Origin of the sequence: Arthrobacter sp. ISL-28 (assembly GCF_018613875.1) — a bacterium.
Taxonomy (GTDB): domain Bacteria; phylum Actinomycetota; class Actinomycetes; order Actinomycetales; family Micrococcaceae; genus Arthrobacter.
Genome location: NZ_JAGGPJ010000017.1, coordinates 1 through 22,196 on the forward strand (window position 1 = coordinate 1; position 22,196 = coordinate 22,196).

At 63.6% G+C, this 22,196-nt stretch carries 19 protein-coding genes; 4 read left to right on the forward strand and 15 right to left on the reverse strand.

Annotated features, from left to right (window positions below):
- The 7 genes from J7E80_RS13625 to J7E80_RS13655 form a co-directional block, all read right to left on the reverse strand.
- On the reverse strand, positions 1-538 hold a 538-nt coding region (locus tag J7E80_RS13625), incomplete at its 3' end, for a sugar phosphate isomerase/epimerase (protein ID WP_215052405.1).
- Between the two features lie 34 nt (positions 539-572).
- Positions 573-1,718: a Gfo/Idh/MocA family protein gene (locus tag J7E80_RS13630; protein ID WP_215052407.1), complete on the reverse strand. Its 1,146-nt coding sequence runs from the start codon at positions 1,716-1,718 to the stop codon at positions 573-575.
- A gap of 9 nt (positions 1,719-1,727) precedes the next feature.
- The gene (locus tag J7E80_RS13635; protein ID WP_215052409.1) at positions 1,728-2,873 is read right to left on the reverse strand and encodes a Gfo/Idh/MocA family protein; all 1,146 of its coding nucleotides are present in this window, start codon (positions 2,871-2,873) and stop codon (positions 1,728-1,730) included.
- Positions 2,870-3,634 (reverse strand): sugar phosphate isomerase/epimerase, encoded by a 765-nt coding sequence (locus J7E80_RS13640; protein WP_215052411.1) that lies wholly within the window; start codon positions 3,632-3,634, stop codon positions 2,870-2,872. The genes J7E80_RS13635 and J7E80_RS13640 overlap by 4 nt, the downstream gene beginning before the upstream one ends.
- Before the next feature lie 47 nt (positions 3,635-3,681).
- Positions 3,682-4,590 (reverse strand): carbohydrate ABC transporter permease, encoded by a 909-nt coding sequence (locus tag J7E80_RS13645; RefSeq protein WP_215052413.1) that lies wholly within the window; start codon positions 4,588-4,590, stop codon positions 3,682-3,684.
- A gap of 8 nt (positions 4,591-4,598) precedes the next feature.
- The gene (locus tag J7E80_RS13650) at positions 4,599-5,546 is read right to left on the reverse strand and encodes a carbohydrate ABC transporter permease (protein ID WP_215052414.1); all 948 of its coding nucleotides are present in this window, start codon (positions 5,544-5,546) and stop codon (positions 4,599-4,601) included.
- Position 5,547: 1 nt separating this feature from the next.
- Positions 5,548-6,831, reverse strand: coding sequence for a sugar ABC transporter substrate-binding protein (locus J7E80_RS13655; RefSeq protein WP_311380836.1), 1,284 nt, complete (start codon positions 6,829-6,831; stop codon positions 5,548-5,550).
- Positions 6,832-7,075: 244 nt separating this feature from the next.
- Here J7E80_RS13655 and J7E80_RS13660 point away from each other — a divergent pair, with 244 nt between their 5' ends.
- Positions 7,076-8,176, forward strand: a complete 1,101-nt coding sequence (locus J7E80_RS13660; RefSeq protein WP_215052416.1) for a LacI family DNA-binding transcriptional regulator — start codon at positions 7,076-7,078, stop codon at positions 8,174-8,176.
- Positions 8,177-8,202: 26 nt separating this feature from the next.
- On the opposite strand, the gene J7E80_RS13665 is transcribed toward J7E80_RS13660, so the two are convergent.
- The 4 genes from J7E80_RS13665 to J7E80_RS13680 all read right to left on the reverse strand — a co-directional run bounded on the left by J7E80_RS13665 (position 8,203) and on the right by J7E80_RS13680 (position 11,744).
- Positions 8,203-8,967 (reverse strand): nucleotidyltransferase domain-containing protein, encoded by a 765-nt coding sequence (locus tag J7E80_RS13665; RefSeq protein ID WP_215052418.1) that lies wholly within the window; start codon positions 8,965-8,967, stop codon positions 8,203-8,205.
- A 338-nt stretch (positions 8,968-9,305) separates the two neighbouring features.
- A complete protein-coding gene (locus J7E80_RS13670) occupies positions 9,306-9,554 on the reverse strand; it encodes a chloramphenicol phosphotransferase CPT family protein (protein ID WP_215052419.1) in 249 nt (82 codons plus the stop codon).
- A 121-nt stretch (positions 9,555-9,675) separates the two neighbouring features.
- Complete coding sequence (locus J7E80_RS13675; RefSeq protein ID WP_215052421.1) at positions 9,676-10,035, reverse strand: hypothetical protein; 360 nt, start codon at positions 10,033-10,035, stop codon at positions 9,676-9,678.
- A 1,220-nt stretch (positions 10,036-11,255) separates the two neighbouring features.
- Entirely contained in the window at positions 11,256-11,744 is a 489-nt protein-coding gene (locus J7E80_RS13680; RefSeq protein WP_215052423.1) for a hypothetical protein, read from the reverse strand.
- A gap of 129 nt (positions 11,745-11,873) precedes the next feature.
- Between J7E80_RS13680 and J7E80_RS13685 the strand changes: the two genes are divergently transcribed.
- The gene (locus tag J7E80_RS13685) at positions 11,874-12,974 is read left to right on the forward strand and encodes a LacI family DNA-binding transcriptional regulator (RefSeq protein WP_215052425.1); all 1,101 of its coding nucleotides are present in this window, start codon (positions 11,874-11,876) and stop codon (positions 12,972-12,974) included.
- Positions 12,975-14,477: 1,503 nt separating this feature from the next.
- Positions 14,478-14,894, forward strand: coding sequence for a CBS domain-containing protein (locus tag J7E80_RS13690; protein WP_215052427.1), 417 nt, complete (start codon positions 14,478-14,480; stop codon positions 14,892-14,894).
- A gap of 153 nt (positions 14,895-15,047) precedes the next feature.
- Here the strand turns inward: J7E80_RS13690 and J7E80_RS13695 are convergent, their stop codons facing one another.
- Positions 15,048-16,499: an SDR family NAD(P)-dependent oxidoreductase gene (locus J7E80_RS13695; protein ID WP_215052429.1), complete on the reverse strand. Its 1,452-nt coding sequence runs from the start codon at positions 16,497-16,499 to the stop codon at positions 15,048-15,050.
- Between the two features lie 62 nt (positions 16,500-16,561).
- Positions 16,562-17,926, reverse strand: coding sequence for a glucose-1-phosphate adenylyltransferase (gene glgC / locus J7E80_RS13700; RefSeq protein ID WP_215052431.1), 1,365 nt, complete (start codon positions 17,924-17,926; stop codon positions 16,562-16,564).
- Positions 17,927-18,026: 100 nt separating this feature from the next.
- Here glgC and glgA point away from each other — a divergent pair, with 100 nt between their 5' ends.
- Entirely contained in the window at positions 18,027-19,223 is a 1,197-nt protein-coding gene (glgA, locus tag J7E80_RS13705) for a glycogen synthase (RefSeq protein ID WP_215052432.1), read from the forward strand.
- A 77-nt stretch (positions 19,224-19,300) separates the two neighbouring features.
- Here glgA and J7E80_RS13710 read toward each other — a convergent pair whose 3' ends face one another.
- Both J7E80_RS13710 and J7E80_RS13715 read right to left on the reverse strand, forming a co-directional pair.
- Entirely contained in the window at positions 19,301-21,415 is a 2,115-nt protein-coding gene (locus J7E80_RS13710) for an acyl-CoA dehydrogenase (protein WP_215052434.1), read from the reverse strand.
- Between the two features lie 35 nt (positions 21,416-21,450).
- Entirely contained in the window at positions 21,451-22,149 is a 699-nt protein-coding gene (locus tag J7E80_RS13715; RefSeq protein WP_311380837.1) for a TetR/AcrR family transcriptional regulator, read from the reverse strand.
- Positions 22,150-22,196: the final 47 nt, after the last annotated feature.

Consider the following 22,196-nt stretch of genomic DNA (forward strand, 5'->3'; position numbering starts at 1 on the left):
GGACTTCGTGGGCGAAGCGGACGCCGCATTCGTCGAAGACGTCCAGGATGGGGTTCCAGCGGTCCGCGAAGTCCTGGTATCCGCCGTCGATGACCTTCTCCGGGACGGGCGGGAACATCGCGACGTACTGCCAGATGGAGGAGCCCGTGAAACCGACCACAGTGTCCACCCCGAGCGCTTTGGCGAGCCGGGCGGTGTGTTTCATCTCCTCCGCGGCTCGGGTGCGGACGCCTTCGGGATCTCCGTCGCCCCAGACCTTGGAGCCGACGATCGCTTCGTGGCGGAAGTCGATCGGGTCATCGCAGACGGCCTGGCCCTTGAGGTGGTTGGAGATCGCCCACACCTTCAGGTTGTACTTCTCCAGCACGGCGAGCTTGGATTCGACGTAGCCGGGTTCATCCCAGCGCCAGGCGTCCAGGTGGTCCCCGGACACAGCGATTTCCAGGCCGTCGTAGCCCCAGCCGGAGGCCAGGCGAGCGACTTCCTCGAAGGGCAGGTCGGCCCACTGGCCGGTGAACAGGGTGTACGGGCGGGGCATGTCAGAATCCTTCGACGGGGGTCAGTTGGCACTGTTATCGGACGGTTTGGATGGTGCTTTTGTTGCTGGCGGATTCTTCGACGGCATCCAGCACACGCTGTATGGCCAGTCCCTCTTCGAAAGACGGCGATGGCGGGGTCCCGGCGTCGATGGCGGCCAGGAAGTCGCGGATCTGATGGGTGAAGGTGTGTTCCCAGCCGATCACGTGGCCCTGTGGCCACCACGCGCCCATGTAGGGGTGTTCTGGCTCGTTGACCAAGATCCTCCGGAAGCCCTGTTCCCGCATGGGGGCAGTCGCATCAAGGAATCCGAGCTCGTTCAGGTTCTCCAGATCAAAGAGCAGCGCGCCTTTGGAACCGTATATTTCGAGTTTGAGGCTGTTCTTCCGTCCCGTGGCTACACGTGAGGCCTCCACGGACGCGCTTATCTCGCCGGACATTCCCAAGGTCGCCCAAACCGCGTCATCGACCGTGACCTCTTCGGGACCATCCGGTCCCTGACGTTCCGCCACGAATGTCCGAAGAGAACCGGTCACCTCCATGACACGCTGTCCTGTGAGGTGCTGGATCTGGTCGATCGCGTGGGAGGCGATGTCGCCCAGGGCCCCGGATCCGGCGGTTTCTTTGCGTAAGCGCCACGTCATTGGGGACTCGGCGTTGGAGAGCCAGTCCTGCAGGTAGGAGGCCCGGACGTGCCGGATGGTGCCGAGGCGGCCCTCCGCGATCAGCTCGCGGGCGAGTGTTAGGGCGGGCACGCGGCGGTAGTTGAAGCCGACCATGGACTGCACACCCTTTGCCCGTGCCGCCTGGGCCGCCGCGGTCATGGCCTCGGCTTCGGCCAGGGTGTTGGCGAGAGGCTTTTCCACGAGGACGTGCTTGCCCGCCTCCAGGGCCGCGATGGCGATTTCGGCGTGCATCCAGCCCGGAGCGCAGATGTCCACGATATGGATGTCACCGCGTTGCAGGACCGTGCGCCAGTCCGTGGCGGACTCGCTCCACCCGTACTTGGCCGCGGCCTCGGCAACCTGCACCGGATCCCGGCCCACGAGCACCTTCTGCTCGAAGGCCGGAACATCGAAGAAGCTGGCCACGTTCCGCCAGGCATTGGAATGGGCCTTGCCCATGAAGGCGTAGCCGATGGCCGCCACGCCGAGAGTTTTGTTGGAGGTGGAGCTAGTCATGAGTGATTCCTAGAGGGTGGCTGTCGTGGGATTCCAGTCCTCAGGGAGGGCTGCGGAGACGGGGGCGGTGCTTTCGACGTCGACGAAAGCACCGGATTCTGTCGATTCGGTGATCGAAACCAGGGTGTCCAGCACGTGGTAGGCGAGGTCACCGGTGGCGCGGTGCGGGATCCCGCCCCGGATGGAGCGGGCCATGTCCAGCACACCCATTCCCCGGCCTGGGGCCGGACCGGTGGCCGGAACCGTGATCCAATCCTCGTCGCCGGCACGCCAGAGCTTGATCTCGCCGTCGAAGTTGTTCGGGTCCGGCAGGGAAATGGTGGCCTCTGTGCCGGTGATCTCCACGAAGCCCATACGCGGGAGCGGGGATTCGAAGCTGAACACGCTGTGCGATGAGGCGCCGCCGTCGAACTCCGCCATGGCAGAGATGTGGGTAGGGACTTCTACGGTGAATTCTTCGCCGACCCTGGGCCCGGAACCGATCACGCGTGTTGTCTTGGAAGCAGAGCCGACGGCGGCCACCCGGCGGACCGAGCCGAAGGTCTGGACCAGGGCGGTGAGGTAGTAGGGACCCATGTCGAACAGTGGCCCGGCCCCGTGCTGGAAGAGGAAGGCCGGGTTCGGGTGCCAGGACTCCGGGCCGGGGGTCTGGAACATGGTGATGGCGGTCAGCGGGGTGCCGATGTCGCCGCGTTCGATGAGCCTGCGGGCGGTCTCCAGACCGGCGCCGAGGAAGGTGTCCGGGGCGCAGCCCAGCCGGATTCCGGCGGCATCGGCCGTTTTCAGCAGGCCCAGTCCGGATTCGCGGTCCAGGGAGAAGGGCTTCTCGGTCCAGACGTGCTTGCCGGCGTTGACGGCGGCTGTGGCCACTTCCACGTGCGCGGCCGGGATGGTCAGGTTGACGATGATTTCGACGTCGGGATGGTTCAGTGCGGCGTCCACGCCGCCCCACTGCGGGATGCCGTATTCCTTGGCCCGGGCTTCCGCGGCGTCCTCGTAGAGGTCCGCGATCACGTACACCTTCAGGTCCGGGAAGACAGTGAGGTTGTCCAGGTACTGCTTGCTGATGTTTCCGGCACCAATGACGCCGACGCCGACCGGCCCCCGGCGGGAAGACGCGGAGAACACGTCTGCGGGAGTTGTTGCGGCGCTCATGCCTTGGCTCCGGCTGTCTGGGAGGCAGGCTCGAGGGAGTTGAGGAATGCGAGGGACTGGGCGACGCCGTCGAACACGTCACCTGCGTAGTCATCGAATTCCACGACCCCGACCTCGAGGTGCTTCGCGGCCGCTATGACCTCGGCCACCGGGATCTTTCCCTGCCCTGCCGGAAGCTGGGCCTTGGTGTCGGTGTCCACGGGTCCGTCCTTGATGTGAATGGCAATGACCCGGTTTCCGAGCTTGGTCAGGATGTCCACGGGATCCTGGCCGCCCACGGCAACCCAGTAGGCGTCCACTTCCAGGACCAGTTCAGGGTCCAGCAGGTCCGCGAAATACTCCAGTGCGGTGCGGCCGTCGATGATGGACTCCAGTTCCCACTGGTGGTTGTGGTAGCCCACGCGGATCCCGTACTCCGCGCCTTTCCTGGCGGCGGCGTTGAGCTGCCTGGCGATGTTGCCGATGGACTCGGCGTCCTGCCAGTGTTCGGCCGGGACGTAGGGGTCGATCACCGTGCCGATGCCCAGCCGTCTGGCGGCGACGAAGATCTCGTCCTTGTCCTCCGTCAGCAGCAGCGGGGCGTGGCCGGTTGGGGCAGTGATTCCGTTCTCGGTGAAGGCCCGGGCGAGTTCCTCGGCGCGGGCGGCGAAGTCATACGGTTCCATCCGGGTGAAGCCGATCTCTGCCAGGCGCTTGATGGCACCGGGAAGGTCTTGCTCGATGGCATCGCGGACGGTGTACAGCTGGACTGCATAGGGCATGTCTTTACCTCGTTGGGTGGTCGGTGTGGAACGCGGCAGGGCAGCGGTTACTTGATGCCGGTGGCCGCGACGCTTTGGATGAAGTAGCGCTGCAGCATGATGAACAGCAGGATGATCGGTGTGATGACCAGGACGGATCCGGCCAGGAGCAGGCCGTAGTTGGTGGCGTCCTGTCCCGTGGAGAACAGGGACAGCGCTACGGGCAGGGTGTATTTGTCCTGGCTTTGGGCAGCGACCAGGGGCCAGAGGAAGTTGTTCCAGGAAGTCAGGAAGGTCAGGATTCCCAGGGTGGCCAGTGGCGGTCCGCAAAGCGGCATCACGACGCGGGTGAAGATCCGGAGTTCGCTGGCTCCGTCAATGCGTGCGGCCTCGATGATGGAATCCGGTATGCCCGTCATGAATTGGCGCATGAGGAAGACTCCGAGGGGCCCGGCAAGGAAGGGCAGGAACAGGGCCGGGTAGGTGTTGACGAGGCCGAGCTTGCTGACCATCACGAAGAGCGGCACGAAGGTCACCACTCCGGGAACCATCAGGGTCACCATGACGATCAGGAACAGGAACTTCTTGCCCGGGAAGTCCATCTTGGCCAGTACGTAGCCGACCATTGAACAGAACAGCAGGTTTCCGAGCACGGTCACCACGGCCACCAGCAGGCTGTTGAAGAAAAAGGTGTCGATGTGCAGGCTGGTGAACCACTGGCTGTAGTTCTCCAGGGTGGGGTCCTCGGGCCACCACGTGATCGGCCGGCGCAGGAGCTCGCCCTGGGTCTTGAACGAGCCCAACAGCATCCAGGCGAACGGCAGCAGGGTGGCGACAACTCCAAGCACGAGCAGTACATAGGTCAGCGTTTGGGGACGGATCCGACGGCGGCGCTTGCCCGGGCGGGGCCGCACGCCCGGCGTGTCGGTTTCGGCTCTCGGGGAGGCAGGAGTGAGGGTTTCGGTGGGAGATGTCATGGCGATCCTTAGTCCTTCGACCGGAGGGCACGGAACTGAAACAGGCTCAACAGCGCGATGGCGACGAAAAGCACATAGCTGGCGGCGGAGGCCAGGCCATATTGTCCGAACCCGAACTGGTTGAACGTGAAGAAGCTGATGGACAGCGTCGAATCCAGCGGGCCGCCCTTGGTCATCACGAAGGGCTCCTCGAAGAACTGCAGGTAACCGACCGAAAGCAGGACCGCTCCCAGCAGCAGGGTCGGGCGGAGGGTGGGGAGGGTGATCCTGGTGAAGCGCTGCCAGGCATTGGCGCCATCGACCTCCGCTGCTTCCAGCATCTCCGCCGAGACGTTCTGCAGGCCGGCCAGGAAGATGATCATCAGAGTGCCCATGTTGCGCCAGACGGCCATGAGGATCATGGCCGGCATGGCCCAAGTGGTGCTGTTGAGCCAGTCGGGCCCTTGGATGCCGACCGCACCCAGGAACGTGTTCATGAGCCCGTCAGGCTGCAGGATGAAGCGCCAGACGACGGCAATGGCCACAATGCTGGTGACCACCGGCGTGTAAAAGCCCACCCGGAAGACGGTCCGGAAGCGCTTGATTCCGCTGTTCAGGGCTACCGCCAGGCCAAGGGCTACCGCCATGGTCAGCGGGATGCCGACCACGACGAAGTATCCGGTGTTGAGCATGGACCGCAGGAACTGCGGGTTGGCGAACAAGCGGCTGTATTGTTCCAGCCCGACGAATCCGACTGACAGGGGATTCTGGACGTCCCGGCTGGTGAAGTCGGTGAAGGACATCGCGAACGATGAGATCAGCGGAACCAGCATGAACACGCCGAAGAGTGCCACGAACGGCAGCGCGAAGGCCCAGGCTATGAGTGCCTGCCGGCGCCGGCGGTAGGAGGATCCAGTCCTCTGTCCGCCGGGCCGGCCGGCTCCTGCCACGCGGGGCCGGCTTGTTGTGGCCGTCACGTTAGTGACCGGTTCCTGCTGAATCAGCCGTGGACTGCAGTTCCTTCATCGCAACAGCGGGGTCCTTGCCGGCCCTGATGATCTGCTCGAGCTGCGTGTCAGCGGCTGCGCCGACCTGAGTCCACGTGGTGACGGCCGGCGGGGAGTTTGTATCCTTCAGCTGATCCCCGAACACGGCGAGCTTGGCATCGCCGGAAAGAGACGCGTCGGTCCAGGAAGCCTGCTTGGCCGGCAGGTCGCCGGTGAGCTTGTACCACTTGGTCTGCACCTCGGGCTGGGAAAGGTACTGGATGAACTTCCAGGCGGTATCCCGGTTCTGGGACTTTTTGAAGACCACTAGGTCGGACCCGCCGACGAAGGACGTAGCCGTTTTCTCCTTGGGGATCATCCCTACACTGAACTTGTCAGCGAAGCCCGGACCGCCTGCCTTCTCCAACTGGCCGATGGCGTTCGGTCCGGCGATCAGCATGGGCACCGTGCCGTTGACGAAGGCAGCCTCGCCTGCGCCCGCTCCGGTGGCCGGGCTCTTATCGGCGATGCCTTCTTCAAAGAAGCTGTTGTAATACTTCAGGGCATCTACCATTTCGGGGGTGTCCAGCGTCCACTTGGTGCTGTCCTCGTTCACCAGCTGGGCTCCGTTGGACCACGGGAAAGGCAGCATGGACTGGAAGGAATCTCCTTCGCCTACGGGCAACCGCACTCCGAACTTAGCGCCTGCCTTGGTCTGCAGGTCCTTGGCCAGGGACTTGAACCCGTCCCAGGTAGTCGGGAAGGTGTCGTGGCCGGCCTTTGCCGCGAGGTCAGTGCGGTAGTAAACCACCCGGGTGTCCACGTACCAGGGCACGCCGACATGCGTACCGGCTACTTCTGTTGTCTTCAAAGCCCCGGGAAAGATCCCGGAGGTGTCCACCTCTGACGGGACCGGCTCGAAGGCGTCGCTGAAGTCGCTCATCCAGGTGGTACCCATCTGGGCGACGTCAGGGGTGGTACCGCCGGCGATGGCGGTTTGGTACTTGTTGTGCGCGGCGTCCCAGGGCACTGCCGTCACGTTGACCTTCACGCCGGGGTTGGCGGCCTCGAAGTCTTTGGCCAGCTGCGGGAGGGCGGCGCCTTCCTCGGCCTGCGCCCACACCGTGATCGTCCCTGTCGCCTTGCCTGAGGCAATCGGGACAGCGGAAGCGGCGGCTCCTGCCGGAGCTCCGGCATCGCGGCCGCAGCCGGTCATCAGAAGCGCAGCTGCCACGCCAAGAACAGCCACTTTTCGGGCCTTATGAGAGAGCATCATTGATCCTTTCGGAGATCTTCAAGTAGCGAGATGGCGCGCTTCGGGGATCCGGCCGCCTGTTCGGAGCCGTCCTTGCAAAACCGAATCTATGCGCTTTACGTAAACTCGCTTGGAAAGAATTTATGCGCATTGATGCGCGAGCACAAGTACTTTGAGAAAGTTTCTGGAGAATGGGCCAGAATGACGCGCACAGGCTGAATTGCCATATGCTAAGCGCATAACAACTCAGGTGAAGGGGGAGCCGATGGTCAGGCGACCGACAGTCTATGACGTGGCGGAACGGGCGGGTGTATCGATCGCGACCGTTTCGTTCACCTTCCGGCAGCCCCACCGCGTCAAGCCGTCAACCAAGGAAAACGTGCTTACGGCGGCTAAGGAGCTGGGCTATGTTCCCAGCGGCAATGCACGCGGTCTGGCCCGCGGCAGGACGGGCGCGCTGGGGATCTATTCCTATGACTACTATTCCCTGGGAGCCAGGCCGGATGACGGTGATGCAGTCGGGGCGGACGGGGCCGGGGGGCCGGCCGGTGACGCGTCCAATGCAGACCTTAGGTTGTTTCCCGTGTACGTTGACGAGGTGCAGCGCGGCGTGGCCCTGGAGTGCCGACGGCGCGGGTACACGCTGATCGTCAGCGGCGGCAGCCAGGCAAACAGCGAAACGGCCTTTGCAGACATAGCGGGCCAGGTAGACGGACTGGCCATGTTCCCCCGGTCTGTGTCCGACCACGTCCTTGAACGCATCTCCAAGATGATCCCCGTTGTCGAATTTTCCGAGCGGCCCCACAGTGACACGGTCAGCGGCGTCACCTGCGACAATGCGGGCGGAATGAGGCGTTTGACCGAGCACCTGATCTCTACCCACGGGTTCGAGGACCTGCAGTTCGTTGGGCCGGCCCGCATATTCCCGGACGCTCTGGCACGGTACGAGGGCTTCCAGTCGCAACTTCGATCTTCCGGATTGAAGGAACTGCGCGAGCCGCTGGTGGCCGACGAAGGCAAGCCCGGATGGTCGGAGAAAGTGGCGGACACGCTCCTGGCTCAGGAGTCCTTGCCCGCAGCCCTGGTATGCGCCCAGGATGAAATCGCCCTCGGCATCATGGGTGAACTCGCGGCCCGTGGCATCAGCGTCCCGGGACAGATCGCCGTTACCGGATTCGACGGAATCGCAGCAGGTCTCATTTCCCGTCCGCCGCTGACCACCATCCGTCAGCCAATGGAGCTAATGGGCAGGACAGCTGTCGGAATACTGCTCGACAGATTCGAACACCCGGAAACGCCTGCCAGGAGCCAGGAGCTGCCGGTTCAGTTGATCGTGCGCGAGAGTTGCGGCTGCTTGACCGCCTGATTCCGGGAGCCCAGGCTCGCAATCCTCTAGCGGATCGCATCGGTCAAAGCCTCAGCGAAGCGGCTCTCGGCTTCGTCGATCACTTGATCAAGGACACGGGAGTCGGCTCGTAGTCCTGCGACTAGCTGATCGATGTCACGCAATCCAGCGCGCTCCAGGAGCCGCTTCTCATTCGTGACCCACTCACCGCGAGCAGCAAGGACCGCATGGGCCGTCATCATGGCCGAGGTGGCGACAGCTCCGGCCACCGCTGTCAGCTTGCCGCTGCCGACATAGGCGGCGCGCGCGTAGTGCAGCGTCATAGCCGCCCGCTCACGCCAAATGGGCGGAGCCGTTTCCTGCAAGCGTTGTGGGTACTCCGGACGAGGCATGTCGCCGCGGAGGACGCGGTTGATGGCGATTTCGGCGACGACCAGGTAGCTGGGTATCCCGGCCAGATGGAACATGAGGGGCTCGATGTGAAAACGGCCGCGCCGGGCCTCTCCAAGCTCATGCTCAACGACTTTCAAATCGCGATAGTGGACATCCACCCGCCGCCCGTCGATCTCCAGCCACGCCCCACCGTTGAAGACGCCACCGCCCCAGCCGCCGATCTCAGAGATGGTTCCTTCCCAGCCGAGCGCTCTCAGGTTGTCGGGGTCGAAGCGATCACGGTAGTAGAGCGCAAAGTCCCAGTCACTGCCCGGCCCGTGGGAGGCCGATGCCCTGGATCCTCCGAGTGAGACCGCCAGTACGCCAGAAAGAGCGGCGAGCTCATCGGCGACGTGATCAACGAATGAAGAATCATCCACCAGACACTCCTGTCTCCGGGAAAGTCGTCGGGAGAAACGCTACACGCTTCGCAAGCCCTCGCGAATCAACAGATGACCATGGTGATTCGGTGCGATGTTGAGGATGAGGCTCTTTCCCGCTGACAACGGTTTCGTCCAGGCCTGCTGCGGTAAGTGTGGAGTTGAGCTGGCGATAGCGCTGGAGGTGCCATTGAAGGCTGGAGTCCTGCTCGGGCGTGTAGCGGCGGCGGAGCCGCTTTTCTGTCTCCTCTTAGGTGGCTGTGAGACGGATGGGCCGGACGGGTAACTCGAATATGGCTTCGTAGCGCGCGCGGTCCTGGAGGCCGGCGATGACTCCACTAACCACGAGTTGTCGTGCACCCGTGTTTTTTGTAGTTGCGCCAGACGGCAGCCATGTTGGCGGCCTCGGTCTCAGTGTCTGTGGGGTCGTTTTCGCTTGGGGGCCATGAACGATGGAACCAATCGACATCCATCAGGCTGAAAGGCTTCCGGGCTTCTGAAAGCAAGTCACCAATGTGGTCCAGGGTTGATGTTTTCCCGGCACCGTAGGTCCCGTTGATGAAAATGACGAAGTCTGTTGGGCTCACGTTGAGTCTCTCTGAAGCGGTATTGGGCAATCGAACCGAGCGGCAGGCTGGTCTTCGCCAAGTGAGGCATCTCCGGGCTTAGTCCACCGTTCCAAGTGATCAGGCCGGCGGCAGCGTCGCCTCAGCTGCCGGCCAGCTCCAGATACCGGATCGGAGCAGCAGGACTGACCTTACCTCTACTTGGAGATGGTCCCCGGGTCTGGAGAAGCAGCGAATGTAGGACTTCTGTGTTGAGACTGAAGCGACCTTCGTCGTGCAGGAGGATGCCTAGGTCCTGGAGCACAGCCAGGTGCGGCAAGGCTTCCTGTGTTGAAAACCCGATCAGGTCTTCGATTTCCCGGCCGGTGTGCCAATTTCCGGCTCTGATGCTTCTGAGGATGGCCATCCTGGGTGCACCTCGGATGGCGTTCAGTGCGTGCAGGGCGGCCCCGTGGCTCCCGTTGACCGGCGCCGCAGGGGCCGTGATCAGTGCATTGGGCATGCCTGTCCTCTCATTCCCTGCACCGCCGACTTGGGGAATCTGCTGAAGCAGGAGCATCACGGTGTATACCGGACATGGCATGATTCGTGACGCTCTGTGTTGGAAGGAGGGGGTTCTCTATCCGTTCGCCGTCAGGATATGCGGCGCGGCCGGTACTAAACCAAGACGGTTTTGTTGAGTCGGAGCATGCAAGCTCCGCATCAGGTTAGGAGAACGCTATGGCCGCTAGCCTTGAACTGTATCTGGACGGGGACGGGGACCACAGGTTCCGGTGGTCGCAGTGGATGGTTCGGTGATGCTCACCTCTGATGCTTATCCACATGAGGACGCTGCCATCGCTGGTATCCGATCCGCGCAACAAATCGCAGTCGCCGGGCGCATCGGGGCTCTCACTGGGTCGGTCGCCAATGCCTGATCCGATAGTTGGTACCGGAGCGGAGTCCTCGTGGACGCGGGCCACGAACGTCAACCCCGGCTGTAGCTGCCCGCGATGGCGTTACCACCCCGTGTACCCAAAACCAACTGATCCGCACTGCCCTAAACACGGTGATAACGGCTGACTCCGGGGAGAGTCTGCGCAGGCGGATCGCTGATCCGGTGGTCTGGATGGACGAAGGCCGGCTGGCGAGCGGCTCTATGGGTGGTGCTATCGGGGCCTCACAGCATGCGTTCCAAGGGCGTGCTATGCCATCAAAATCGTCCTGTCCTGTTGGCTGTCGGGGCTGCTCGCACACCCACCGATAATGGCGTCAGCAACGTGAGCTGAACGTCGGCGGGTCAAACTCAGGGAATTAAAATGTAAAGAGCTCCGCTGACAGTTCCCCCGAGGGCATAGAGCCGTGGTTGGCGTGTCAACCGGTCGTCAAGAATGCGGCTGGCGGTTCGGTCCACCTCCAAACCGCCGAAGAGGTGCAACCGCGCCTGGCCGGAGCTGGTCACAGCCTCAATAATTGGAACTGCCGTTGGCGGGATCCGACTACCCAGCGCGGTGGCCGAGATGACTTTATCGACAGTTTGCGGTGGGGTTCCCTCCAGGCAAAGCTCGAACTGGCTGGTGCCTGTGGGCCGCACGGATTGAAGACCTCTGTGAACCCTGAGCTGACTGGCTTCCGCCATATCGACCAGCTCAAGGCACGGCTCTGTGGTATCGGGGCAGCTAGGCCGCCCACAATCGACCCGAAGTTGGAGTGAAGGAACTGTTTATCTTCCGGCCCCATGAGCTACCACACTTCTTCGAACGTAGTAGCAAGGATTTTGAAGGCCAGAGGGAGAGCGATCTCGCCGTCATCCACGCTCTTGAGTTGATCTCGGAGCCTTTCCAGGCCGTAGCGCTGGGGAAACAGTTCATGAAGTAGGGCATCTCTGGAGGCGCCGGCCTCGCCGAATTCCCTCCACATCAGATCGATCATGTCCTTCAGCTGGAGGTGCTCGCGAGTAGGTCCGCCCTGACGTCGGGGCTCCCGTTGCTTAAGCCCTGCCAGCCGTTCAACGGCGCCGACCGTAAAGTGCCGCAATTGGTCATCAAGCCGGGGAGGACGCACCGGAGGCAGGAGTCCACCCCGGGGGACCATCGTAATCGGCCCTTGATGTCCCGAGGACTTAAGCGCGAGTACCACATCAACCGCAGCGAGGCCCGCGCCGACAATAGCGACCCGATCAATGATTCGCGTCTGGAGGACTGTCTTGCTGAGCGGATAGGGAGATACCACAGCGCCTGGGACGCCTTGAAGCCCGTACGGATCTGCGAAGGTGTTGGTACCCAGACACATGACGGCCTGGGCTGGTCGTTTTGACGTATGCTAAGCGCATAACAAACTAGGCGAAGGGGGGAGAGCCCAATGGTCAGGCGACCGACCGTCTACGACGTGGCGGAGCGCGCGGGTGTATCGATCGCGACCGTTTCGTTCACCTTCCGGCAGCCGCACCGCGTGCGGCGATCAACCAAGGAAAGCGTGCTTGCGGCGGCCAAGGAGCTGGGCTACGTTCCCAGCGGCAGCGCGCGCGGGCTGGCCCGTGGCAGGACGGGCGCGCTGGGAATCTATTCGTTCGACTACTATTCTCTGGGCGCCGGGCCGGATGACGGTCCTGCAGTCGACATGGACGGGGCCACTACTCCCTCCTTCGATGATTCAAATGCCGACCTTCGGTCTTTTCCGGTTTACGTTGACGAGGTGCAGCGCGGTGTGGCCCTGGAGTGCCGACGGCGCGGGTACACGCTGATCGTCAGCGGCGGCAGCCAGGCAAACAGCGAAACGGCCTTTGCCGATATTGCCGGCCAGGTAGATGGACTGGCTGTGTTCCCGGGATCTGTGTCCGACGACGTCCTTGAACGCATCTCCAAGATGATCCCTGTTGTCGAATTTTCCGAGCGGCCACACACCGACGCACGAAGCCTTGTCACCTGCGACAACACAGGCGGAATGCGATTGTTGACCGAGCACTTAATCTCCACACACGGGTTGAAGGATCTGCAGTTCGTCCGGCCGGCCTATGCCTTCCCGGACTCGCTGGCACGCTACGAGGGCTTCCAGAAGCAACTCCAATCCTCGAGGCTAAAGGAACTGCGCGACCCGCTGGTGGCAGACGAGCGCACACAAGGGTGGTCGGAGAAACTGGCAAACGTTCTCCTGGCCCAGGAATCGTTACCTGAAGCCTTGGTATGCGCCCAGGATGAAATCGCCCTCGGCATAATGGGCGAACTCGCTGCCCGTGGCATCAACGTCCCGGGACAAATCGCCGTCACTGGATTCGACGGAATCGCAGCAGGTCTCATCTCCCGCCCGCCGCTGACCACCATCCGTCAGCCAATGGAGCTCATGGGAAGGACCGCCGTCGGAATCCTGCTTGACAGATTCGAGCATCCGGAAAAGCCCGCAGAGAACAAGGAACTGCCCGTCCAGCTCGTAGTGCGCCAGAGCTGCGGCTGCCTTCCGCTCTGATTCCGGACCATCCACCTGGACATGTTGAAAGACCGTGGGAACAGGGTCTCCGACTGGGACATTATCGCCGGCCGTGACTCCGCCGCCACGCTGCCCGTCACTCGGTAAGAAAATGTCGTCCTCTTCGAAGATTTCCGCGTGGGACCTGGAAAGGCTTTGAGGGTGCTCCCCGGGGGCTATCTCAATGAAGATGAAGATCCGGTCCAGGCCGCTGGTATGTCCCCCGGGTAGATTTCGGTGCGTTGGCTTTTCCTGTGCGGCGCCAAGTGCCGGGTCGGCGGCCCTCCCGGCCCTGAGGTGATAGCTCAATGTGGACCGGGATTTGGAGGGAACCTGAGCTCCTGGTGGTCTAGACCAGCACCACCCCCTGGGAGATTTTTTTGACTCTCCTTCTGGGCGTTGAAACAGTAATCTGTCAACGCAACTGATCCATTCTGCACACGGCATGCTCCCGACACCCTGGGTGCCGGGAGCATGCCTTGTGTAGGGCCACCTGATCAACCAACTGGGCCGGGGCCCGACGGCAGAGGCCTAGACGGCAACAGGCCGGCGGCGCATAGAGATACCGGTTCTCCCATGCCTGGAACTCGACCCAGCCCGCCGTCGGGCAACCCTTCATTTCAGAGACTGCGGGACGGACTGTGGAAGTGCGTTCTTTGCTGCTGCCGGAACATATCCACGCAGTCGGGTAGCGGGCGGACCTCAGAAACAAGTACGAAGTACTCGTGCCCTAACGTCCCGCACAGGGTTTACTGGAGGCATGGCAGCAGGCGCTTGGACGACTGGCCAGGGTGTATGTACATTGCCTACGATTTTCCGGATGCACCATCCGGAACAGAGACGGGGCCGGCGACGACGAGAGCCCTCTGAGACCGGGGCATCTCACCCCCCAGCCGTCGTCGGCCCCCCGCTCAACCCAAATCCGGCCAACGAGTCCGGACCATTTTGCAGGTTGCGAGCGACGGCCCTGCGCTGACCCGCTTCAGGACTTCCAACCCCAGCTAAAGAGCACTGTCGCCCGGCCCGGATCGTCGATAAACTTCCACACACGGTACTCGGGCGCACTGCTTCCAGGAGGAACCCCCGATGTCGGAGAACAACGATCACGATGCCCGTAAACCCGCATCAGCACGTCGAGCGCTGCAGGAGGCGTCAGGGCGGTCTATATGTTGCCGGTGACTACGGAGATGCCGGAGCACCGCACCAGGGCCGCACGGCCGCCGGCCAAGCCCAATATTTTTTTCAGAGGACCACGATGCCGTTCCAGGTCGCCCCGACGGCGATACGGATAGTGGAGCCCGCCGCGCCTAACGCCGGAAACTTTCACCGAGAAAGCAGGTGATGCCCTGAAGATCGACGAAATGCAGGTCAAAGCGGATACGCGTACGTTCAAGGACTTCCTCGAACCCGCGCTACCGAAACAATCGTCTGGCGTGGAGAAGTCGAGGACAGCGGCCCGGCCGGGCAGCTGGAAGCCCATTCCGATCACCTGAGGAGAAAGCCATGACAACAGCACGTGAAATTATGACCGGCGGCGTTGAATGCATCGGTGAAAACGAAACGCTCGAAGCAGCCGCCCGAAAGATGAAAGAGCTGGACGTCGGCGCCCTGCCAATTTGCGGGGAGGACAACCGGCTCAAGGGGATGATCACGGATCGCGACATTGTCATCAAATGCTTCGCGGAGGGTGGTGACCCGCGAACGGCAAAAGCCGGCGATTTTGGCCAGGGCAAGCCGGTGACAATTGGTGCGGACGATTCCATCGAAGAAGCGATCAGGACGATGGAGGAGCACCAGGTCCGAAGGCTGCCGGTCATCGACGGCCATGACCTGGTGGGCATCCTCAGCCAGGCAGACATCGCCCGGAACTACCCCGAGGACAGGGTCGGGGAGCTGGTCGAGCTCATCTCCTTCTACTGAATCGATCCCCGGACGGCAGAACGCGCGTAGAGTTGTGATTCCTCCGCTAGGGGACAGGGAGACCGGGCATGCAGCACCGGCCTCCCTTTCCCATAACACGCTCGCCATTTTGCCCCAAAGGACAAATACGTACTCGGTCCATTCCCGAATGAACTACCAGGGGCTGGGCTTGTAGTCCTTGAGAAACACGCCGTACTGGTCCTCGCCCTTTTCGCCCATCACAATGGGGTCGTAAACCCGTGCCGCTCCGTCCACGAGGTCGAGGGGCGCATGGAAGCCTTCCTCCATGAGCCGGAGCTTGGTGTAGTGCGGGCGCTCATCGGTTATCCAGCCGGTGTCCACGGCAGTCATGAGGATGCCGTCGGTCTCCAGCATTTCCTGGGCACTGGTCCTGGTCATCATGTTCAGGGCGGCCTTGGCCATGTTGGTGTGCGGATGGCCCGGGCCCTTGTAAGCCCGTGAGAACTGGCCTTCCATGGCGGAGACGTTCACGATGTACTTGCGGCGGGCAGTGGAGCGTTTCATCGCGTCCCGCAGCCTGCTCACCAGCAGGAACGGGGCCGTGACGTTGCACAGCTGCACTTCCAGCATCTCCAGCGGGTCCACCTCGTCCACCACCTGCGTCCAGCTGTTGATGGCGGCGAGATCGGGAACCAGGCCGCCGGCGTCGATGGCTGTTCCGGACGCGATGCGCTCCAGCGAGGCGGAGCCGGTGGAAAGCGCCAGCGACGTGATGGCATCGCCGGCGAGGACGGGATGCTCGGTGACGCTGCTGGCAATGGCCAGGGGATGCTTGTCATGGGCATGCCCGAACGTGACGAGTTCCGGCCCTCCGTTGGCCGGCTCCAGCGCAGCCGGAAGAGGCTCGTCCTCCGCATCCACGAGAGGCTTGTAGGCGTTGCCCGAGCGCCGCACGGTCTGGGCCGCATTGTTGATGATGATGTCCAGCGGCCCGGCGGCGTTCAGCGAATCAGTGAGCGCCATGACCTGGGAGGGGTCGCGCAGGTCGATGCCCACGATCTTGAGGCGGTGCAGCCAGTCGGCGCTGTCCTCCATGGCGGCGAAACGACGCGCGGCATCCTTGGGAAAGCGCGTGGTGATGGTGGTGTGGGCGCCGTCGCGGAGCAGCCGGAGCGCGATGTACATGCCGATCTTGGCACGGCCGCCCGTGAGCAGGGCGCGGCGGCCGGTGAGATCTGTCCGGGCGTCCCGCTTGGTGTGACTGAACGCCGCACATTCGGGGCAGAGCTGGTGGTAGAACGCGTCCACCTGGGTGTAATGCTGCTTGCAGATGTAGCAGGGCCTGGACCTGATCAGGTGGCCTGCCACCTTGCCGGTAGCCGACGGCGCAAGCTTGTTCCCGCGGGTCTCGTCGTCGATCCGGTCAGGAGCGGCCGTGGCCGTCTGGGCCAGAACAGCGCGGTCGGCCTCGGCAATGAGGTCGCGCTTGGTGACCCGCCGGTGCCGCTTGACGGCCTTGAACATTTTGCCGGTCGCACGGCGCACCGAGACGTAGTCCGGGTGCTCCTCGTCATAGACGTGGATGCTGTTCAAAACCTTGAGGCAGGCCTGAATCTCTTCAGGCGTCAGATCGGAGGAGCTCATTGGTCTGATTTTACAGCCTCATGAGCCTCAGGCCTGCCTCAGGGGTTTGCAGAAAGGGCTGGCTAGACCTGGCCCACTCGTTCCACGGAATTGCGGACCTCGGGGAAGTCCTCCGTGGCGGCCTTGACCGCGTTGGGCACCAAGTGGAGATTCGCGGCTGACAGCTTCCGCTCGGCGTCATCCGGCTCCGGAACGGCCTGCCCCTTGGAAAGCACGGTGATGCCGGAGTCAGTGACCTTGAAGCCGCGCGCGCGGTCGAGTTCCGCATCAAGGCCGATGGCGGCGCCGGCGGGAACCTTGACGAACTTGTCGATGATGGCGCGGCGGATCACGGCGCCCTCGCCGACCTGGACTTTGTCCATGAGAACTGAATCCACAACGCGGCTCGCCGTTCCGACGTAGACGTCGTTGGACAGGACCGAGCCTTCCACGATGCCGCCTGAGATGACCACGCCGCTGCCGACGATCGAGTCAAGGGCCGTCCCGACGGTGTTGTTGTCGCCGCGGACGAACTTTGCGGGCGGGGAGATGCTCTGCCGCGTGTAGATGGGCCATTCGGAGTTGTACAGGTTGAACACCGGCAGCGGCGAGATCAGGTCCATGTGGGCGTCGTAGAAGGAGTCGATGGTGCCGACGTCGCGCCAGTACGTGCGGTCGCGCTCGGTGGAACCCGGAATGTCATTGAGTGTGAAGTCGTAGACTCCGGCCTCGCCCTGGTTGACGAAGTAAGGGATGATGTCGCCGCCCATGTCGTGCTTCGTGTCCAGGCGTTCGGCGTCGACGTGCAGGGCAGCGACCAGGGCGTCGGCGTCAAACACGTAGTTGCCCATGGAGGCCAGGAACTGGGTGGGATCGGCGGCGAGCCCGGGCGTTGAGGACGGCTTTTCGACGAAGGCCCCGATCTTCTGGGGGTCTTCGGGGTCGACCTCGATCACGCCGAACTGGTCCGCCATGTGAAGCGGTTGGCGGACGGCGGCGACGGTTGCCTTGGCGCCGCTCCGCACGTGCTGCTCGACCATCTGGGCAAAGTCCATCCGGTACACGTGGTCGGCTCCGACCACGACGACGATGTCGGGGTTGGCGTCGTGGATCAGGTTCAGGGACTGGTAGATCGCATTCGCGCTGCCAAGGAACCAGCTCTTGCCCACGCGCTGCTGGGCCGGCACCGAAGCCACATAGTTGCCGAGCTGGGTGGACATCCGCCAGGTTTCGGAGATGTGGCGGTCGAGGCTGTGGGACTTGTACTGCGTCAGGACCACGATCTGCAGATAGCGGGAATTCACCAAATTGGACAGGGCAAAGTCGATCAGCCGATAGCTTCCGGCAAAAGGCACGGCCGGTTTAGCCCTGTCAGCCGTCAATGGCATGAGACGGTTCCCCTCGCCACCGGCGAGGACAATAGCCAGGACTTTCTTATTCAACGGCATGTGGTCGCTCCTGTACGCCTTCGTAAATTCCCCAGAAGTCCGGCACGCCCGGACCCCTTCACACTAGAACAGTTCAACCGTAACGACTACCTTGGGTATCGTGCGAATAGACATTGTGACTAAAGAATTCCCGCCGGAGATCTATGGAGGCGCGGGCGTCCACGTAGCCGAGCTGAGCCGGGTCCTGGCCAAGCACGTCGACCTGGAGGTGCGTGCCTTCGGCGCGCCCCGGGACGCCGACTACCACGGGGCGAGCGTGACCTCCTACTCCGTGCCGGAGGACCTCGGTGCTGCGAACGCCGCAGTCCAGACGCTCGGCGTGGACCTGCGCATCGTGCCGGACATCGAGGGCGCCGACCTGGTGCATTCGCACACCTGGTACGCCAACATGGCGGGACACCTGGCATCGTTGCTGCACGGGATCCCGCATGTGCTGAGCGCCCACAGCCTGGAGCCGCTGCGGCCGTGGAAAGCGGAGCAGCTCGGCGGCGGCTACGCACTGTCCTCCTGGGTCGAGAAGACCGCCTACGAGGCGGCCGCCGCCATCATCGCCGTTTCCGAAGGCATGCGCCAGGACATCCTGCGCAGCTACCCCGAGGTTGACCCCGCCAAGGTCAAGGTGGTGCACAACGGCATCGACGTCAGTCTGTGGAACCGCGACGAAAGCCATGACGCCGTCCGGGCGCTCGGCATCGATCCGGACCTGCCCAGCGTGGTCTTCGTTGGACGCAACACCCGGCAAAAGGGTGTTCCGTACCTCCTCCGCGCTGCCTCAAAGCTCCCCGCCGATGTCCAGCTGGTGTTGTGCCTCGGGGCTGCGGACACACCCGAGCTCGCCGCCGAAACTGCCCGGCTGATCGAGGAGCTCCAGAGTCAGCGCAGCGGCGTGGTGCTGATTGAGCGGATGCTTCCCCGCAACGAACTCATCCAGGTCCTCAGCCACGCCACGGCCTTCGCCTGCCCGTCCATCTACGAACCGCTGGGCATCGTGAATCTTGAGGCCATGGCCTGCGGTGCTGCAGTGGTGGCCAGCGCCACGGGCGGCATCCCCGAGGTGGTGCAGCACGGTGAAACCGGCCTGCTCGTGGACATCGAGCAGGTCACCGACGGCACCGGAACGCCGCTGGATCCGGAGAAGTTCGTCACGGAGTTTGCCGCTGCCCTGACCGAGGTTGTCTCAGATCCTGAGCGGGCCCGCGCCATGGGCGAGGCAGGTCGGCGCCGGGCCGAGGAGCACTTCTCTTGGGAATCCATCACCGAGACCACCCTCGACGTTTACCGCTCGGTCCTCAAGTAAAACCGCCCCCAAGGCCATAAAGTACGACGGCGACGCTCCCCGCGAAGGGAGCGCCGCCGTCGCGCATTAATGTCCGTTTAACCCTTCCGCGCCAGGAGCGATTTCTCATCAACGGGGGTGTTTCCGCGGGCGCGCTGCATCCGGTAGAAGTCCCGCGCCTCGTCCTGGCGGACCTTTTCGGCTCCCGTGGCGATCGCCGCACGCAAATGGTCCGGGCCGTAGCCGAAGGCGTCCACCAGGTCCAGCGCGTGGGGCCGGATCTTGACCAGCAGCCGGTTGATGTACTCCCCGACGGTGCGGGCGCGCTGCATTGAAAGACGGCCGTTCATGAGATACCAGGACAGATTCTTTTCGATCAGGGACAGTCCGAAGAGGTCACGGAGCCAGGTGAGGACCCTCTTCGTCCCGGGGTCCGTGACCCGGGTGAGGGCTTCGGTGAACGCTTCCCATTGCAGCAGCTCGGCGTGCGCCTGGGCGACATCGATGAGCTCGTCCTGATGCCGGTTGAACACTGCAGCGGCCTCGTGCTGGGGCAGCTTGTTGGCACCCTTGAGGGCAGCACCGGCTGCGGCGACCATTGTCTGCACCCGGTCGGTCAGCAGGGCGCGCTGGCTTTCCTCGTCGCGCAGGGCAATGGCGGCCTTCTGGGGAAGGCCGGTATCGGCCACGAACTGTGCCACGCCGCGGAGGCCGGTCCGGTGCACGGCCGTTCCTGCTGCCTGGTTGACCACGTAGCGCGCCAGGACGCCGAATTTCAGATTGCGGAACTCCCTGGCGTAGTCAGCGAGAAGCCGCTTGGCCACGAGCTGGAGCAGCACCGTGTTGTCGCCCTCGAAGGTGACGTAGACGTCGAGGTCGGCCCGCAGCGACGCGAAGCGGTTCTCGAGCAGGAATCCGGCCCCGCCGCATGCCTCACGGCATTCCTGCAGGGTGTCGAGGGCGTGCCAGGTGCTGAGCGGTTTGAGGGCCGCGGCCAGGGTTTCCAGATCCTGGCGGTCCTCGTCCGTGTCGTGGGTGCCGGAGAAGACGTCGTCCAGCTTCTGCAGCAGCTGCTCGTGGGCGAACGCCGCGGCGTAGGTGGTTGCCAGCCGGGTGAAGAGCCGGCGCTGGTGCCGCTGGTAGTCGAGGAGCACTTCCTCCTCGGTGGGTGATGAGGCGTTGAATTGCCGGCGTTCGGTGGCGTAGGTGATGGCGGTCTTCAGCGCGAGCTTGGAGGCGGCTACCGCGGCGCCGTCGAGGCTCACGCGGCCCTGGACGAGGGTGCCGAGCATGGTGAAGAAGCGCCGGCCCGGGCTGGCGATGGGGGAGCTGTACTTCCCGTCGGCATCCACGTCGCCGTAGCGGTTGAGCAGGTTGGTGCGGGGGATCCGGACATTGCTGAAGTGCAGCCGGCCGTTGTCGATCCCGTTCAGGCCTCCCTTGACGCCGTCGTCCTCGCCGCCGATTCCGGGCAGGAACTCCTTGGTGGCAGGATCCCGGAGATCCACATAAAAGGCGTGGACCCCGTGGTTCACTCCGCGGGTGACCAGCTGCGCGAACACCACGGCGCCGAGGCCGTCGATGGCAGCGTTGCCGATGTAGTCCTTCCAGGCCGCACGGAAAGGTGTGTTAATTACGAATTCCTGGGTGCCGGCGTCGTAGGCGGCAGTGGTGGCGATGCTCGCAACGTCCGAGCCGTGTCCCGTCTCCGTCATGGCGAAGCAGCCCGGGATGTCCAGGTTCATAATGCCGGGCAGCCACTTCCGGTGGTGCTCCTCGCTGCCAAGATGCATGACGGCCGAACCGAACAGACCCCACTGCACGCCGGCTTTGATCTGCAGGGACGGGTCAGCCGTGACCAGCTCCTCGAAGCCGGCGATGTTGCCTCCGTGGTCGTCCGAGCCGCCGAGGGCGGCGGGGAAGGCGCGGTGAACGGCGCCGCTGTCCACGAGGTAGCGGAGTTGGCCGAAAGTCCGCCGCCGGTGCTCCGTGTGGGTGAGGCCCTCTGTCTTGTGGAGTTCGGGGCGGGCAGCCAGTTCGCGAGCCTGGCGGCGGACGTGCGCCCACCTGCCGAGCAGTTGCTCGCCCAGTGCGGCCACGTCGACGGCGGGCGGCGGCGTCGGGATCCTTCCGCCGGCACTGGCGCTCGTGGGAGTGCCGGCCGGTGCGGGGCGGAAGGATGCGCCGCTGCGGCGGTCCGCTACTTCAGTCATGTCGATTCCTTCGTTGGTTCGGACAATTCGAGGGTTTACTGAACGGGTTCTTGGGCGTCGGCGAGTTCGGGGGCGATGCCAACACACAGCCAGGCCGTAATCTGGCGGGCCATGGCTTCGTGGTCAGGTTTTGCGGGGGACTCTGGGCTGGCGAGCCATCGTTCCCCGGCATTACGGACCAGCCCGATGGCGGCGGTGGGCCAGTAGCCGATGACGGACTCCTTGCCGGCGCCGAGATGCGTGCGCATAGGCCGGGCGATCATGTCCGCGATGGAGTCGAAGAAATGGCCCAGGGCCCCTGCCGTGGCAATGGTGGTCGCGCCGCCGTCCTGCTCGGCAGCCGGGTACCGCGTCACGAACGTGTAGACGTTGGGGCTTGTTTCGGCCATCTGGAGGTAGGCCGACACCATGGCGAGGAGGCCTTCGCGAGGAGTCTGGGCCGTCTGTACAGCTTCCTGCATGCGCCGCTGCATTTGGCTGAGCACCACTTCGCCCACCGCCTGCTGAAGCCCTGCCTTGTCTCCGAAGTACCGGTAGAAGACAGACTTCGATGTTCCGGCGGCGGCTGCGATCTCCTCCATCGAGGCATCGCTGCCGAGGGTGTGGACAGCGCGCCTGGCGGATTTGATGAGCTCCCGCCGCCGCTCCTCCCGGTGGGACTGCCAGCGGGAGGCGCGGCCGTCGGGGGCGGCGGGCTCGGCCTCGGGATCTCCAAGAGGATGCTCGATGTTCACGATACTCAGCGTATCAGGTACGCTGAGTATCGATAACCTAGCCCGGA

What these genes read in the sequence shown, in the direction of transcription:
- J7E80_RS13630 (WP_215052407.1), bottom strand. Translation starts at nt 1,718, where the DNA reads ATGACTAGCTCCACCTCCAACAAAACTCTCGGCGTGGCGGCCATCGGC.
- J7E80_RS13635 (WP_215052409.1), bottom strand. Translation starts at nt 2,873, where the DNA reads ATGAGCGCCGCAACAACTCCCGCAGACGTGTTCTCCGCGTCTTCCCGC.
- J7E80_RS13640 (WP_215052411.1), bottom strand. Translation starts at nt 3,634, where the DNA reads ATGCCCTATGCAGTCCAGCTGTACACCGTCCGCGATGCCATCGAGCAA.
- J7E80_RS13645 (WP_215052413.1), bottom strand. Translation starts at nt 4,590, where the DNA reads ATGACATCTCCCACCGAAACCCTCACTCCTGCCTCCCCGAGAGCCGAA.
- J7E80_RS13655 (WP_311380836.1), bottom strand. Translation starts at nt 6,831, where the DNA reads ATGATGCTCTCTCATAAGGCCCGAAAAGTGGCTGTTCTTGGCGTGGCA.
- J7E80_RS13660 (WP_215052416.1), top strand. Translation starts at nt 7,076, where the DNA reads ATGGTCAGGCGACCGACAGTCTATGACGTGGCGGAACGGGCGGGTGTA.
- J7E80_RS13675 (WP_215052421.1), bottom strand. Translation starts at nt 10,035, where the DNA reads ATGCCCAATGCACTGATCACGGCCCCTGCGGCGCCGGTCAACGGGAGC.
- J7E80_RS13685 (WP_215052425.1), top strand. Translation starts at nt 11,874, where the DNA reads ATGGTCAGGCGACCGACCGTCTACGACGTGGCGGAGCGCGCGGGTGTA.
- J7E80_RS13690 (WP_215052427.1), top strand. Translation starts at nt 14,478, where the DNA reads ATGACAACAGCACGTGAAATTATGACCGGCGGCGTTGAATGCATCGGT.
- J7E80_RS13695 (WP_215052429.1), bottom strand. Translation starts at nt 16,499, where the DNA reads ATGAGCTCCTCCGATCTGACGCCTGAAGAGATTCAGGCCTGCCTCAAG.
- glgC (WP_215052431.1), bottom strand. Translation starts at nt 17,926, where the DNA reads ATGCCGTTGAATAAGAAAGTCCTGGCTATTGTCCTCGCCGGTGGCGAG.
- J7E80_RS13710 (WP_215052434.1), bottom strand. Translation starts at nt 21,415, where the DNA reads ATGACTGAAGTAGCGGACCGCCGCAGCGGCGCATCCTTCCGCCCCGCA.